This window comes from Nitrosospira sp. Nsp14 (assembly GCF_900113575.1).
Classification (GTDB): Bacteria; Pseudomonadota; Gammaproteobacteria; order Burkholderiales; family Nitrosomonadaceae; genus Nitrosospira.
Genome location: NZ_FOPV01000012.1, coordinates 94025 through 109999 on the forward strand (window position 1 = coordinate 94025; position 15975 = coordinate 109999).

11 protein-coding genes are annotated in these 15975 nt (G+C 54.1%); 8 read left to right on the forward strand and 3 right to left on the reverse strand.

The genetic code is table 11. The features are described 5' to 3' along the window. Positions 1–1600 (reverse strand): hypothetical protein (locus BM022_RS09385; RefSeq protein WP_091138767.1); only part of this gene is annotated, 1600 nt, incomplete at its 3' end. Positions 1601–2346: 746 nt separating this feature from the next. On the opposite strand from BM022_RS09385, the gene BM022_RS09390 reads away from it, so the two are divergent. From BM022_RS09390 to BM022_RS09415, 6 genes are all read left to right on the forward strand, one after another. Next, positions 2347–2772: a penicillin-binding protein activator LpoB gene (locus BM022_RS09390; protein ID WP_143079562.1), complete on the forward strand. Its 426-nt coding sequence runs from the start codon at positions 2347–2349 to the stop codon at positions 2770–2772. A 27-nt stretch (positions 2773–2799) separates the two neighbouring features. Further along, entirely contained in the window at positions 2800–4188 is a 1389-nt protein-coding gene (locus tag BM022_RS09395; RefSeq protein WP_091138769.1) for a hypothetical protein, read from the forward strand. Next, positions 4163–5182 carry a tetratricopeptide repeat protein gene (locus tag BM022_RS09400; RefSeq protein ID WP_091138770.1) on the forward strand — a complete coding sequence of 340 codons (1020 nt, stop codon included), beginning with the start codon at positions 4163–4165 and terminating at the stop codon, positions 5180–5182. Before BM022_RS09395 ends, BM022_RS09400 begins: the two co-directional genes overlap by 26 nt. Continuing rightward, positions 5182–6690, forward strand: a complete 1509-nt coding sequence (pelF, locus tag BM022_RS09405) for a GT4 family glycosyltransferase PelF (RefSeq protein WP_177191677.1) — start codon at positions 5182–5184, stop codon at positions 6688–6690. The genes BM022_RS09400 and pelF overlap by 1 nt, the downstream gene beginning before the upstream one ends. Before the next feature lie 247 nt (positions 6691–6937). Then, complete coding sequence (gene pelG / locus BM022_RS09410) at positions 6938–8305, forward strand: exopolysaccharide Pel transporter PelG (protein WP_091138779.1); 1368 nt, start codon at positions 6938–6940, stop codon at positions 8303–8305. A gap of 27 nt (positions 8306–8332) precedes the next feature. Beyond that, a complete protein-coding gene (locus BM022_RS09415) occupies positions 8333–11134 on the forward strand; it encodes a bifunctional glycoside hydrolase/polysaccharide deacetylase family protein (protein ID WP_091138781.1) in 2802 nt (933 codons plus the stop codon). A 164-nt stretch (positions 11135–11298) separates the two neighbouring features. On the opposite strand, the gene BM022_RS09420 is transcribed toward BM022_RS09415, so the two are convergent. Continuing rightward, positions 11299–11904 (reverse strand): class I SAM-dependent methyltransferase, encoded by a 606-nt coding sequence (locus BM022_RS09420; RefSeq protein ID WP_091138782.1) that lies wholly within the window; start codon positions 11902–11904, stop codon positions 11299–11301. A gap of 317 nt (positions 11905–12221) precedes the next feature. Here BM022_RS09420 and BM022_RS09425 point away from each other — a divergent pair, with 317 nt between their 5' ends. Beyond that, on the forward strand, positions 12222–12530 hold the full coding sequence (locus tag BM022_RS09425) for a four-helix bundle copper-binding protein (RefSeq protein ID WP_256209101.1): 309 nt from the start codon (positions 12222–12224) through the stop codon (positions 12528–12530). Positions 12531–12815: 285 nt separating this feature from the next. Next, positions 12816–13178 carry a hypothetical protein gene (locus tag BM022_RS09430; RefSeq protein WP_143079563.1) on the forward strand — a complete coding sequence of 121 codons (363 nt, stop codon included), beginning with the start codon at positions 12816–12818 and terminating at the stop codon, positions 13176–13178. Between the two features lie 300 nt (positions 13179–13478). Here BM022_RS09430 and BM022_RS09435 read toward each other — a convergent pair whose 3' ends face one another. Further along, entirely contained in the window at positions 13479–15887 is a 2409-nt protein-coding gene (locus BM022_RS09435) for a Tex family protein (RefSeq protein ID WP_091138787.1), read from the reverse strand. Positions 15888–15975: the final 88 nt, after the last annotated feature.

The following is a 15975-nucleotide window of genomic DNA, read 5'->3' on the forward strand; positions in this document are numbered from 1 at the left end:
TTACGTTATAGAAAATATTGGTTGGCCAGCGCGGCAGCATCACCCGGTCCTGTGTGCTGCCATCGTCGTATTGCGAGATATACTGCTCCACGTTCTGGGCACGCTGGGACGAGTCGGAAGCGAGATAGTCAATGCCCAGGTCGGCGGCGGCTTGAAGGAACAGCGGATTGGCCCCGCCCTGATCAAACGCCAGGTCGTCGGATTGAACGTCGAACATCTCCGGATGCGAGGCGATCTCATCGGTGCATTTACGGTCTTTCAGCCCGGAATGATTGCCGGTTACCAGCACCCGGTTGTTATCGCTTTTCTCCGGAAGACCCAGCAGCCCCCAGACCGTCCGGTTCTTCGTAATTTCCGCCTTGATCGCCGCCAGCGTGGTAAAGGTGGGGTAATCGCAATTGGCATTCGCCGGGACCGGCGCCTTGTCCATGTCCAGATGGGTGAAGGTGTGGTTGATGAAGCGGAAATTTGCTTTGTTGGCCATGACCGCCGCCACCAGGCCGTCGGCCAGGTTCAGGGCCAATAGGGTCGCTGTCGGATCCACCACCGCTCCCGAACCGTTGAACGCCAAATCCAGCTTGTAAGTACCGGCCACCGGATGCGCGGCGCGAAAGGCAAGCTGTTTGCTCACTGCATTGGCAATGTCGGCACTGTTCAGACGGTAGGTCGTCGCGGGATCATTATTGTTGAGGTCGGGATTCCATATATTGTTGGCCAGGAACAAATCATCCAGATGGGTCGCCATATGAACAAAGCGCGCGCCAACGAATACCCCCTGCGTCACCCAGTTGATGAATTCGTAGGCCAGAACCTTCGAATGGATGAGGAAGGTGGCATTGGTAATGGTCGAGATCATTACCTCGCGTACGGGTGTCGTCTGCGACGGCACCATATACCGCACGATCGATAACAGGGCCTCCCCGTTCTGCGTTCTCAGAAGCGGTTCAACCTTGGGCACCGATCCGTCCCGCAGGGTGGCCGTGTCATTTCGCGGATTGGCCGCAAAGGCGAAGTCGGTAACCGGAAATGGATTGGTCGTGTTCACGTACTCAAAAACTTCCTTGCTGAGTGCCGTGGGCACGGTCCACTTACCCTCGTAGCTGGTTCCGCTGGACGAAAAGACCAGACCGTAATCCAGGTATACCCCAAAAGGAGACTCTGGATCCCAGTAAGTCCCCGGCCATCCTGACAGTACTGCCTGACGGACACCGAAGTTTTTTTGGTAATTGTGCAGCACGTCCCATTCGGTGGGCGTGAAGGTTGGCACCAGGTCGGAGTCTGTCAGGATAATGCCGTTATAGTTGCCCACGCAACCTGCTTCGGCAGCCAGGCAGCTGGCTCCCGCCGCAGTAGAGGCGAGCGTCGCCGCGGTCAGATCCTGCGTCGCGGCATTCAACACATCGTATGGCACGCCCATTTCATCGAGCACGGGTTTGATATAGGCATATGCAACATCTTCGGTCACCTCTCCTGTCGTGATGAGCAGTATTTTCAGTTTGACGGCATTATCAGCAAACGCAGGCGTCGTAACAGTAGCAGCAAGCCACATAACCGCTGAGAGCAGCAGCGATAATTTCAGGTGCGAGTTCTTCTTCTTCATGAAAAAATCTCCTTTTTTTTATTTAACAGACCTTACATAGTGTTCAACCCCTCAGGTCAAGATCGACTTCACTAATCAACTTCAGATCAATTACCCCTTGATCAACAATTCCCCCGAATGCCCCTAACAGCACGCAATGCGGGCAACCGCCAATCTTGTTTCAAGGACAAGCTGAAGCCCGTCCCTAGTCCAGCATAGACTATAAAAAATTTATCGCTTTGCTTAAGGGGCAGAGAATGGGTTAGAGAACTGTTTTAGCGCATATATAAATTAAATCTCGCTGTCGGCGTGACCGATTGCCGGCGCGCGGCGTCGTGTTTCCCCCGCCACCGCATGCAAATATTTTGCTTTCACCTTGTAATGTGCTCGGGGCTGAGCTATACCTTTGAACAGGGGATGTGAACAAACGGATGCTGCAACCGCAATTGCAGGGTTTTGAGGAGAACATTTACGCAGGAGAGGCGACCAGTCGCCGATTGGCGCCGATGCTTCCGTACAAACATATCTTGCTGAGGAGAACTGCCTGATTACGTGGTAGACCCAATTAATCAACAAAAAAAAAGGGTGGATTTATGGTCATAAATAACAAAGAAATCCTGCAATTTTTCCATAGGAATTTTAAGGCTCCCGATTTCAAGGCTTCAGGATTTAGATTTTTCTTTTTTATCATTCCGACCATTTTTCTGACGTCGTGCTCGGTCATCGATGTACAGAAAAGCGCTCCACTTTCTTCGTCCGAGCGCTGGATGGTTCTCCCTTTCCAGAATTATTCCCAAACCCCGCGGGCGGGTGAACAAGTGGAAGAGATGGTAGCCACCTTGTTCAGGATTCGCGGGATTCCAAATGTCCAAATGTACCAGCCGCAAGATGAGGATAAAGGTGGCTGGCTCGACTTCAATGATCGCAAGCGCCAGGAAAAAGCCTTGTTGTTAGCCATGAAAGACAATGCTTCCTATGCAATCACCGGAAGCGTTGATGAATGGCAATACAAGCTGGGTGTGGGGAGTGAACCGGTTGTTGGCTTGACAATCCGGGTGATCGCGATTCCCTCCGGCGCGGTTGTGTGGTCCGCAACCGGTGCGCAATCGGGCTGGAGCACCGGGTCGCTCAGCGGCACGGCGCAAAAGTTGCTACGGGAACTGATTTCAAAAATCGAAATAACCAAGTCATGACTTCGCTAAAGACTGGGAGGTACCGCCATGCTAACAAAGATGTTAAAAAACAGATGGACAGAGTCAATTGCGATCTCATTATCATTTCCATTGATCGGTCATGCAATTGATCCATCCGATCCGTTTTTCATAAATTATGAATTTCCCTGGTTGATTCTCGCTCCGGTATTGGCTGGTCTCCGATATGGGTTTGTTGCGGGAATCACTTCTGCCACACTGCTTATCAGTCTGGTCACGAGTGGCTTTTTCCTGGGATGGCCCGGCGTTTCTTTTTTTCCGGAAGAAATGGTTATCGGCTTGTTGCTCCTAACGTTGATTTCGACCGAATTCCGTGAATCCTGGGTTCGTCAGACAAAACTTCTGGATCATAAATATAACCACCTCAAGCTAAGAATGGACAAGTTTGCGCGTTCCTACCATCTCATCAAAGGCTCCCATTACCGGCTGGAACAGCATCTGGCGAGTCAGGCGAAGAGCTTGCGTTTGTCGTTGGACGACCTGAAGAAGAAAGTTCTGACGTTGGAAAACCATAAAGGTGAGCCGCTCGCAGGCATCGGCGACAGCGTTCTGAAAATACTCGGCAGTTATGCGAGCGTGCAAATGGCGGGTATCTATGCGGTAAACGAGCAGCGGAAAATGAATCCCAACCCGGTTGCGTCCCTGGGACAGCCGCGCACGTTGCTGCCTTCGGACCCGGTAATAGCCGAAGCGCTGAAAACGGGCCACGTTGCAAGTATTGAAATGGAAAAAAATGGTGCAATGCCCGCTGTTGGAGCGCTCGTCGCGATCCCGTTGATAGACGTTTACCAGCGAATCTGGGGCGTGATCGTGGTAAATGAGATGCCGCTCTTTGCCTTCCAGGAAAACACCATGGATTTTCTCGCGGTTTTGGGCGGAAAAATAGGCGACCTTGTCAAGCAACGGGCCGATGCCCACTGTGACAACAATGACGCCGGAAAAGTCTTTGAAAGCAGGCTACGGCGGATCACCAGCGAAATCGGTTACCTGAAAACATCGGCCGTGGCGATTGCGACCATCGTCAACGCTGACGAGCCGCCACGGGAAATTCTCGCAAAGTTCCAGGCTGAGTTGCGGGGAGTGGATGAAATCCTGATCGTCAACGATCGCTGGGACCGTCATCTTTTTTTACTGTTGCTACCTTACACGGATGAGCACGGCGCCAACGAACTTTTGAATCGGGTTGGATTGTCGAAATTATCGGCTGAAGTTGCTTGCGATGGTCAGAATGGAACAGCCTTCCGCTTTCGGGGCGGCGATATCAAGGTTTGCATGTGGATTTTGGATAGCAAGACCTCCCCGGAAAAAGTGCTGTTGGAAGTGGATCGTTTTTGCAAGACGGAATTTGTTGTAAGCATTATGGCGAAACCAGATGAAAGCATTTCCAGTTTTGCGTAGCGTGGTCCTGATTGCCCTCGCCCTGGGACTGGAAATATCCGGGCTTGGGTTGATTCTCGACGAATCCATGTCGGAGCGGAACCTCATGACAGCCGGATTTTGTCATGTTATGGCCAGCGCCGTCGCCGCGTATATCTTCCCTAAAATTATTGTCCCGGATCAATATGAGTCTCAACGCGCAACTGGGCTTTTTTTCTTTGTCCTGGTTTTTTATTTGCCCGTGCTCGGACTGATGGGGTTGATGCTAGGCATGCCGTTAATAGCAGGCTGGTCCTCCAAAAGAACGCAAAGTTCAGATTCGTCCGTGCGGGTAAACAAGATCCGCGACCTTCCTTCCGAGGCCGCCGTTACGCACGGACAGCCGGTTAACTCGCACGGCCTATATGATTTATACCAATCGAGAGACGCCAACAAGCGGCTGCAAGCTGTGTACGCCACGTTAAAACTGGAGGACAGGGATGCAATTCCATTGCTGCGCACGGCGCTCGGCGACGCGACGGATGACATCAGATTGCTGGCTTATGCCTTACTGGACCGTAAGGAATACAGGCTGAGCAAGCGCATCGAGCAGGCCAAGCAGAATCTTGAAAAACAGGAAAACTCGGGGAAACAACAATTGTACCGGCAAATTGCAAATGACTACTGGGAACTGGCACATCTGGGCCTGGTGCAGGGAGATGCGAAAAACTATGTTCTTGGCATGGCCTTCAAATACATCGAACTTGGTCTTGTATATTCCCCTGAGGATTCCGGCCTCCTATTCCAGTATGCGCAGATCCTGCTGAGGTTGGGAAAATATCAGGAGGCGTTGGAGGAATTCAAGAAGGCCGAAATGCTTGGAATCGAATTTATCTGCTTGCAGACCTACTATGCCGAAATAGCCTTTTATACCCGGCGTTATTTTGAAGTGAAGCAATTGATGACGGCAATAGAACTTCCCGCGGCATATCCGCTGTTGACAACGGCGGCCCGCTTCTGGCGGAAGAAGATCTGATGCAGCAGCAGAAATACGCCGACATCACACTCCTGCTGGAAGGCACCTACCCTTTTATCAGAGGCGGGGTTTCCGGCTGGGTGCACCAGATAATCGAAGGTCTGCCGCAGTTCACCTTTTCGCTGATTTTCCTCGGGTCCAGGAAGAGTGACTATGGCGAGATGAAATATGCCTTGGCCGACAATGTCATTCATCTGGAATGTCACTACTTGTGGGACCATTTTTTTTCAGCTAAGCCCCGGGCCTGCGAAGGCAACCAGGAATATATTCGCGAATCGGGGAAGCTTCACGACTGGTTCCGAAATCCCTGCTCCGGCTTCGATGAGGCTGCACTGGAGAAACTGCTGGTTTCCTTGGGGCAGCCTTCTGGCTTTACCGCCGAGGAATTTTTTTTTGGCGACGGCACCTGGCGGCAGATCTGCGAGTACTACAACAAATATGACGCAGAGAATTCATTCATCCATTACCTCTGGGCGATTAAAGCCACCCACGCACCATTGTTCAAGCTTGCCACCGTCGCCCATCAGCTTCCGGTTGCGACAGGGGCATTTCATACGGTTTCCACCGGCTTCGCCGGTTTTCTGGGGGTATTGCTCCACTACCGGACCGGCAGGCCACTTATCCTGACCGAACACGGCATTTACACCAAGGAAAGAAAAATAGACTTGCAGTCCCTGTTCATCAAGGAGCATCGCGATTCGTTAGGCGACGCGCTCGATATGGGCATGCAATATCAGGAATTACTCTGGATAAGATACTTTGAATCGCTTGGCCGCCTGATATACAAAGCCTCAAACCCGGTTGTAAGTCTTTATGAGAATAATAGAAGACGTCAAATAGACGATGGCGCAGACAGCGAGCGGACGCAAGTCGTTCCAAATGGCATGGAGATTGAACGTTTTCTTGCTTTGCGCGCGCAACGGCCGGCGGCAATTCCGCTCGTGATCGGGTTGCTCGGAAGGATAGTGCCGATAAAGGATATCAAGACATTCATCCGTGCCATGCGCACGGTTGTGATTCAACTGCCCGAAGCCGAGGGCTGGCTGATCGGTCCGGAAGAAGAGGACAGGGAATACGTAGAAGAATGCAGAAGTCTCATCCGGGAACTGGGACTGGAAGGAAAAGTACGTTTCCTGGGGTTCCAAAAGATCAGTGACATACTGCCTCGTCTGGGTCTGCTGGTTTTGACATCCATCAGCGAAGCCTTTCCATTGGTGCTGCTCGAAGCTTTCGCAAGCGGTTTGCCAGTGGTGACGACTGATGTAGGCGCATGCCGGGAAATTGTGGAAGGGAACAGCGCCGAGGACCGGGCTTTGGGAAGTGCCGGGATCGTGACGCCCATAGCCGACCCCGAAGCAACGGCGGCGGGCATCGTCACCCTGTTGACGGACGAGGACCGCTGGTATGAGGCACAAAAGGCGGGTGCCCGGCGAATTGAAAAGTATTATACGCAGGCCAGGATGCTGGACAGCTATAAACGGATCTATGACGAGGCGCTCGCACAATGAGCAGGCGCGCCCATTCTCCACAGCCTGCGCCGGATGGTAACCGCCCCAACGATTTCCCGCGCCCCGCGCCTGGACTGAACGAACGCCCTGAACATCTATCGGCAAATGGCGCGCTCTCCTCAAATTTCCCCAGTTCGCTTCCCGTGCGATCCGCAAGGATCAAAACCTCGGCCGCATGCTCTGCCGCGACGCTGCGGCGTAGTGCTCCGGTTCCCCCCAGGCGCAAACCACCGGTCTCGTCACGATAATGGCCGGCATCGGGTTTAGACTGCGCGAACTGACGAAGGCTGATACGTGGTCCGGACTACTGCTTGCTTATGGCTTCTCCGGCGTCATTGGTTCCGGCCCATGGGTATTGTCGATTGTCGGTATCCTCCTGATCGGTATTCTCAACACCGAGAATTTCGCGACACCGTACTATGTCGGGCAGTTCCAGATATCGGTAACTTACCTGATGGCGGGTTCGTTAATCCTGACGAGTCCTTTGCAGCTGATGATTTCACGCTTTATTGCCGACCGGCTGTATGAAAAACAGGATAAACAGGTTTTACCGAATTTAACCGGCGCCATTTTCCTGGTTATAACCGTGAGCGGAACGCTAGCGGGGCTTTGCCTGGTTTACCTGTTCACCGGACCGGTATTGTACGGATTATTGATGCTAAGCGGTCTGGTCGTCCTTTCCACAATCTGGATTGTGGTAATCGTCCTATCCGGACTGAAGGCCTACGCGGAGATTTTACTGGCGTTTCTCGTCGGCTATGGAATCACCGTGCTTGGCGCCATGCAGCTGGGCGAGTATGGACTGGAAGGCCTGCTTTCAGGTTTTGTCTTAGGCCACAGTATCCTGTTATTCATGCTCGTCGCCGTGGTTTTTCGCTCCTACTCGAGCGAAAAGCTGATTGCCTTTGATTTTTTACGGCGAAGCCAGGTATTTCCAAGCCTGGCAATTACAGGCTTGCTTTACAACCTGGCTATCTGGGCCGATAAGTTCATCTTCTGGTTCAATCCGCAGACCAGCGTTGCAATCGTGGCGCCCTTGCGAGGATCGCCTATTTATGATCTTCCAATATTTTTGGCATATTTGTCCATCATACCCGGCATGGCGGTATTTTTATTGCGGATGGAAACGGATTTCGTGGAACAGTATAGAAAGTTTTATGCCGCGATCAACGAGGGTTCGCCTTTAAAGCAGATTCTGCAAATCTATGAGGAAATGATCGTAACAATTCGACGAGGATTTACCGAGATCTTCAAAGTGCAAGGGATGACTATTGTCATACTGCTGGCGGTGGGGGATCAACTCCTCGATTGGGTAGGAATATCCCCTTTTTATAGAGTGCTGTTGAATATCGACCTGGTCGCCGTGGGGGTTCAGGTACTGCTGCTGGCTGTTCTCAACATATTGTTCTACTTCGACTACCGCAAAGACGCCTTGTATCTCTGCTTGCTATGCGCCGCCTCCAACATTGGCTTCACACTGCTGAGTCAATACCTGGGGCCGGCTTTTTATGGCTATGGCTTTGCCTTATCAGTCGTACTGACTACCCTCGTCGGGATGGCGATCGTCTCAAAACGACTTAACCGGTTGGTTTACGAAACATTCATGCTGCGTTGAACATTTCTGCCGAAAATTATAATAAAAATGAAGAGACGACTGCCTTTCCTGAGCCGTAACGCCTTGGTGAAGCTTATTCATGGCATGCTTTTGTCCTCTGTCTGCCTGCCCGCCTGCGCTGATCCGAGTATTGCCTTTTTTTATGGCCGGCCTGCCCCGGTTGATCTGCTTTCGCATTTCACGCAGGTCGTGGTTGAAGCCGAGAATATGGATAATCTCGATTACCTTCGGGAAAAAGGAACCAAGGTCTTTGCCTATATCAGTGTCGGCGAGGTCAACGCGACAAGACGCTGGTATTCGGAAATTCCCAAAAGCTGGTTTATGGGCAGCAATAAGGAATGGGAAAGCGACGTTCTCGATCTGACGCAGCAAGGCTGGCACGACTACCTGATAAATAAGTACTTGTCCCGTTTGTGGGCAGAAGGTTATCGCGGGTTTTTCCTGGATGGACTCGAGAGTTACCAGCGATTCGCGGTTGAACCCGAGCGCCGCCTGATTCAGCAAAAAGCATTGTCGGGTCTGATTAAACGCATCCATCAACAATTTCCAGGTGTCGAACTTATATTTAACCGGGGATTCGACATCCTGCCGGAAATCCACCAGTATGGCGTTGCGGTATCTGCTGAATCACTCTTCCAGAGCTGGGATGCGTTCAGCAAGAAATATGAACGCGTTCCCGAGTCCGACCAGCAGTGGCTGATAAACAAGCTAAGGCAGGTACGGGATCAATACCGCTTACCAATAATCATCGTTGATTATGTCGATCCCAGGCAGAAGGAAGTGGCACGCGCAACGGCCCGACGAATATCCGACCTTGGCTTCACGCCATGGGTGGCAAATCCCGGCTTGGATATCCTTGGCGTCGGCAAGCTGGAAATCTTCCCCAGGCGGGTCCTGGGGCTCTATGACGGGCAGGAAAACCCCGACGGGCTGCAACAGACGGACCTGCATAGATTGCTGGCAATGCCGCTGGAACATCTGGGGTATGCAATCGATTATCTGGATGTGAACTCGGGACTGCCAGGCAATTTATTGACCGGCCAATATGCCGGAATTGTCACTTGGTTCAACCAAGAGGCGCTGTCCAACCCCGCGGCTTATAGGGCGTGGCTGCTGCGGCAGCTCGAAGCTGGCATGAAAGTCGCGATTCTGGGGAATCTGGGATTCAAAGCCGACGATAATTTTTTGCGGCATCTGGGGGTCAAATCAAGCGAGTCGGAAGCCGCAGGCGGTGAGCCCAAAATCGGGCCGGGAAATAAAATCATCGGCTACGAGGCGCAACCGCGTTCCGCGACGCAGGGTCTGGCGGCGTGGCAGGCAGTGGAACAACGTATCGACCCGCACTTGAGCTTGTCCGGTCCATCGGAAGCGCCATTGGTTGCCGTGTTTTCAGGGGACTGGGGCGGGGTTGCGTTGCACCCTTATGTAACAGAGGCGGGCTACCAGGGCCGTCGACGATGGATCATCAATCCGTTCGAGTTCATATCCGCAGCGATTGGCTTGCCCGACATGCCTGTGCCGGATGTCACCACCGAGAGTGGCCGGCGTCTGCTGATGATACAAGTCGACGGTGACGGGGCCGCGGCAAAAGCAGAAATGCCGGGAACGCCACTGGCGATCAAAGTCATCAAAGACAACTTCCTGAAAAAATATAACCTGCCTGCAACAGTCTCCGTGATTGAAGCGGAAACAGCAAATAGCGGCTCGGCCGACGGGGCCGACGGATTATCCGAGGTTGAAAAAGTAGCACGCGACATCTTCAAGCTCAACACCGTTGAAATTGCGAGTCATTCCTATAGTCATCCAAGGGCATGGTTCCCAAAAAACAACCTTGACGATACCGGCGACGGCTATCACCTTTCAGTCGACGGACATCAAGTGGACATTCACAGAGAGATTGCCGGGTCGGTGGAATATATCAACAGAACATTGGCGCCCGAGAAGAAGCATGCCCGTATTTTCTTCTGGACAGGGGATGGGCTGGCGGATGGCGAGGCCCTGGCGCTGACGCGTCTGCTGGGGCTAGAGAATATGAACGGCGGGGGCGCAACAATATCGGACGCGGAGCGAACGATGACACGCGTGCCACCCCTTGGCTACAAGATCAATGACCATGTCCAGGTGTACGCCCCCATTGCAAGCGAGCATGTCTATACAAATAACTGGCAAGGTCCTTTTTACGGGTTCAATCGGGTCATCGAAACCATGCGCCTTACCGACAGCCCGCGCCGCCTGAAGCCAATGCATATTCATTATCACTTCTACTCGGGCAGTAAAATTGCGTCTGTCAATGCGCTGAAATCGGTGTACGACTGGAGCTTGACACAGGAACACCGGGCTATCTGGGTGAGCGAGTATGGAAAGAAGGTCAATGAATTCCACAACGCTACCCTGTCCAGGCGCATGGATGGGGGCTGGGAGATCAGAGGATTGAACACGTTGCGCACCTTACGTTCGCCGACCTCGTCAAGATGGCCCGATCTGGAAAAATCCAAGGGGGTAGCCGGATTTCGGGATACACCTCAGGGTCGCTATCTGCATCTCGTGCCAAATCATGGTCAAGTGCTGTTGTATACAACACCACGGCCTCCCCTATCGCCCTATCTGTTGCACAGCAATGGATATATAGAGGAATGGCAAACGACCGGTGACGGTATTCATTTACGAGCGCACGCCCATACGCCATTAGAGCTGGTTGTTATGTCCCGGGAATCGAAATGCGCCATCAATTGGGCAGGTCGCACGCTGGTTGGACAGCAACAAGGCCGGCAGTGGAAATTTATCTTTCCGGTCGCCGCCCCCGGGCATGCCACGCTTGTCTGCTATTGATCGGCAAACGTTGTATTCGTTTATCGGTTATCGAGGAAGCGAAGAACAGCGTCAGGCTAAGCCGGTGCCTCCAAAAGGAAAGGTGGTAGCCGGTCTTCGTTTTTCCCGCTGAGCGCCGATCCCCGCCCGCATTCCCCAGCTCGGCCACCCTGCTCATGCCGAAGCTAAGCCTTCTGCGCGATAATGTACAGATGCTGCTCGGGATACTGGTCATACTCCAGATGCCTGCAGACGCACCCAAAGCGCGCCAGCAACTCGAGGGTCTTCGGGATGCCCAATGTGCTGTAATACATGGGCGGGCCCATGCATGAATCCGATTTTCCTTCTGCTTTGTCCAATCCGCCGGTCGTGAACATGAACACTCCCCCGGGAGCGAGGGCCTCGCAAATCTTCCGCAGCACAGATTCCTGCCAGTCCAGCGGGATATGCCAGATGCTGTCCCAGGCCAGCGCAAAATCGTATTTTCTCGGAAGCTTCCACTCGCGTATATCTTCATGGTAAAAAGAAATATGTGGATGGCTTTGCCTGGCCAACTCGATCATCCGTTCGGAAACGTCAACGCCTTCCACCTGGAAACCGTGCCGGGCCAGCGCATCGATGAAGCGGCCGCTGCACCCGCAGCCTATATCGAGAGCAAAGCGGCCAGAGCAGCACTGACTGGCAAAACGCAGGGCCCGCTCCAGCTGAGGCACACCGTACAATTGAAGACGCGACTCTAGCCAGATATGGGCAATGGCATCGTAACTATGGCCGATTTCCTTCGGATGCATTGAAACCACTCCTGTCATGAAAACATCAGCCGACCGGGGCCTTCGAAATAGGTGTTGACGGACCAAAACGGGAAGCAGCTGAGCCGCTCCAGCCGGTCCTATGGGATTTTAAGGATTCATGTTCGCCGCCGTACAGACTTTTCTAAACGTGCAGGCGACTCTATTGGTGATATCGCTGATTACGCGCTTCCAACCCGGAAGAGTCGACTGTGTACCAACTCAAGGGGAGACTGGCTATGACTCACACTACCGACCCCCAAATGCAATCATGCATCGATAGCTGTACTAGATGCCATCAAACATGTCTGCACGAAGCAATGAACCATTGCCTTGAAGCGGGCGGCGAGCATGTCGCACCCGACCATTTCCGCCTCATGATGAACTGCGCGGAGATCTGTCAGACCTCGGCCAACTTCATGCTGAGCGGTTCGGCTTTCTCCCAGCGGGTCTGCGAGATCTGCGCTGAAATCTGCGAAGCCTGCGCACAAAGCTGCGAACAGATCGACGGAATGGAAGAGTGCGCCCGAGTCTGCCGCGAATGTGCCGAAAGCTGCCGTCGGATGGCCGGCGGGGCAACCGGTCAAAACACCGTCCCTCAGGAGCGCGTTCCAGCGGGCGAACTGTAGGACGCGGACTGTAGGGAGTTAATCGAACGAGCTGAGGTGGAACCGGTCGGCAAGCGGGCTCATCGAACCCTGGGCAACAGCGCTATTGACCCGGCCCTGGACGTTCTGCAAAAATGACCACGTGGTTCTTTCTTGCAGGGAAAGGAGACACGTAGATCAATGGGCAGACTTAGGTTGGGCATGAGTGACTTTCGATAGGACTGGGAAACTGACTTATCTGGATAGACAATATAAATCGGAAGCAAACACCTTAATGAACTGTCAAGTCGATGAACTAAAAAAACAGTGACCAAATACTATTTACTTCGCGGCCGCGAGGCAGTGCTCTGCTCCAATATGTTCAAGTGGGGGCAAGGCATGGCAAGCTTCGATCCGCTCATCGCCGATGACTACCTGGACGAGGTTCGGGTTAGCACTCTATTTCTCGGAATGGATAATTCCGATAGCGACGGCCCGCCTCTATTGTTTGAAACCATTATAGCCGGCGGATTTCTCGATCAATTCCGGATGCGGTGCACGACTTACGAGGAAGCCGAAGTCATGCACCGGATAGTTTTATCTATGGTCAAGAGAGAACAGGAGAATAGCATTCAGGCAATGCAAATCGCTGGTAACCTGATCGACATGATCCGGCGCAAGAGTGATTAATATTAAAAAATGCGAGGCAGGGTTTAAGTTATTGCGCAAGGGGGAAAGTCTCCTGCAACAGGAGATCCCCACTTGACACGCACGTCCCGAAAATACTGCGAAAAATCACGCGGGCCAATTTCCGCGGACCATTTCTTTGACCCCTTCAAAAGCCGCGGAACAATTCTCGCGCCTGCCGCAGTTAATGCAAACCCGTTTGATCCGCGGTACGCGAGGCCCGCCATCTCATCAGCGCCGCTTAAACGCCGAAGGGCCTTTTAACCGTTTCAGGGCCCTGAGCCAAGCTGAGCCAAGCGCCTATCAGCGACCCTTCAACTTCGCGAATGCGGCCGCCATCGCGGTATCGGGTTTAGGCTCGCCTTTTTGCTTCTGTTTTTGCTGTTGAGACTGGAATGATTGCTCTTTCCGACTACCGTATTGCTCCGGCTTCCTGTTTTGGTCTGGCTTCCTGTTTCGCTGCCCTCCCTGCGCACCTTGCGTCCCCTGTATACCTTTTTCTGGCGCTTCCGCCAGCCGCATGGTCAGCGCGATGCGCTTGCGCTTTTCGTCTATCTCCACCACTTTTACTTTCACCACCTGCCCCACCTTCACTACCGTATGCGGGTCTTTCACAAACGTATCGGCCAGCGCGGAGATGTGCACCAGCCCGTCCTGGTGCACGCCGATGTCGACGAATGCGCCAAACGCAGCGACGTTGGTCACGACGCCTTCCAGGATCATATCAGGCGCCAAATCCTTGAGCTCGTTCACGCCTTCCTTGAAGGCGGCGGTGGTGAATTCGGGGCGCGGATCGCGGCCCGGCTTTTCCAGTTCACCAAGAATGTCGGTGATAGTGGGAATGCCGTATTTTTCATCGGCATACTTCGCCGGATCGAGCGTTTTAAGCACTTTCCCGTTACCGATGACATGCTTGATGTCCTGTTTGAGATCGGCGAGGATTTTTTCCACCGCCGGGTAGGATTCGGGGTGCACCGCCGAGGCATCCAGTGGGTTGTCGCCGTTCATGATACGCAGGAAGCCCGCCGCCTGTTCGAAAGCCTTTTCACCCAGGCGCGGCACTTCGCGCAAGGCGGCGCGTGAAGCAAACCTGCCCTTGTCGTCGCGGAAGGCGACGATGCTTTGCGCGACCGTGTGGTTGAGTCCGGAAACACGCTCAAGCAAAGGCGGCGATGCGGTGTTCACATCCACGCCCACCGCATTCACGCAATCCTCCACCACGGCATCGAGCGAGCGCGCCAGGTGGGCTTGCCCCACGTCATGCTGGTATTGGCCGACCCCGATGGATTTCGGATCGACCTTTACCAGTTCCGCAAGGGGGTCCTGCAGCCGGCGCGCGATGGAAACCGCGCCGCGCAGCGAGACATCCATGCTGGGCAGTTCACGCGAAGCGAATTCGGAAGCGGAATAGACGGAGGCCCCCGCTTCCGATACCACGATCGCAGTCAGCTTGAGTTCGGGACGCCGTTTGATCAGGTCCCTCGCAAGCTTATCGGTCTCGCGCGAAGCGGTGCCGTTTCCAATAGCGATCAGCGATATGCCGTATTTTTCGGCCAGTTTTTCCAGCGCATGCAGAGATCCATCCCAATCATTCCGTGGCTGGTGCGGATAAATGGTGGCGGTTTCCATGACCTTGCCGGTGGCGTCCACCACCGCCACCTTCACTCCGGTGCGAAGCCCGGGATCGAGTCCCATGGTGACACGTTGCCCTGCCGGCGCCGCCAGCAGCAGCGCTTTCAAATTGCGGGCGAAGACATCGATTGCCTCCGTTTCGGCCCGCTTGCGCAGGCCCATCATCAGCTCGGTTTCCAGATGGACAAAACTTTTAACGCGCCAAGTCCAGCGAACCGTGTCGCTCAGCCAGGCGTCAGCCGGGCGGTTCCGGTTACGGATGTCGAAATGCGCGGCAATGTGCGCCTCGCAGGGATTGTGCGGCGCGTCCCACTTGGGCTTCTCGGCTTCAGAATCCAGCCGCAGCGAGACGTGGAGCATTCCCTCGCGGCGGCCCCGCAGCATCGCTAGCGCCCGATGTGAGGGAATGGTATTGATCGGCTCGGCGTAGTCGAAATAATCCGCGTACTTCGCGCCCGCCTCTTCCTTGCCCTCGACGATCTTCGCTTCCACCAGGCCGTGCGTGAGCAGATATTCACGCAGCCACTGAAGCAACGTTGCATCTTCCGCAAAGCGCTCCATCAGTATCTGGCGCGCGCCCTCCAGGGCGGCCTTGATGTCTTCCACCCCAGGGTTGTCGCCCTGATCGGTCTTGAACGCGGGCTTGAGATACTTGGCCGCCTCCTCTTCGGGCTGCAGCGTCGGGTCCGCCAGCAGCGCATCGGCCAGAGGCTGCAATCCCGCCTCGAGCGCTATTTGCGCCTTGGTGCGGCGCTTTTTCTTGAATGGCAGATACAGGTCTTCCAGCCGCGTCTTGTCTTCCGCGTGCATCAGCGAGGCCAATAGCTCCGGCGTCATCTTGCCCTGCTCTTCGATGGCGGTAATGATCGCGGCACGCCGCTCCTCCAGCTCGCGCAGGTAGGACAGGCGCTCTTCCAGCAGGCGTAGCTGGATGTCGTCGAGTCCACCTGTTGCCTCCTTGCGGTAGCGCGCTATAAACGGCACGGTGGCACCTTCGTCCAGAAGTGCGATGGCGGCGGCAACCTGCTCGGGCCGGGCGGCGAGTTCGAGGGAAAGACGTTGTTCGATTGATGGCAGCATAATAGGGGAAATGTAAAGATGCGACGCCCAACGGGCTTGCCGCTGAGCGGCAACAAGGTTGGGGACGCGGGTTGATCAGGTATCAAAT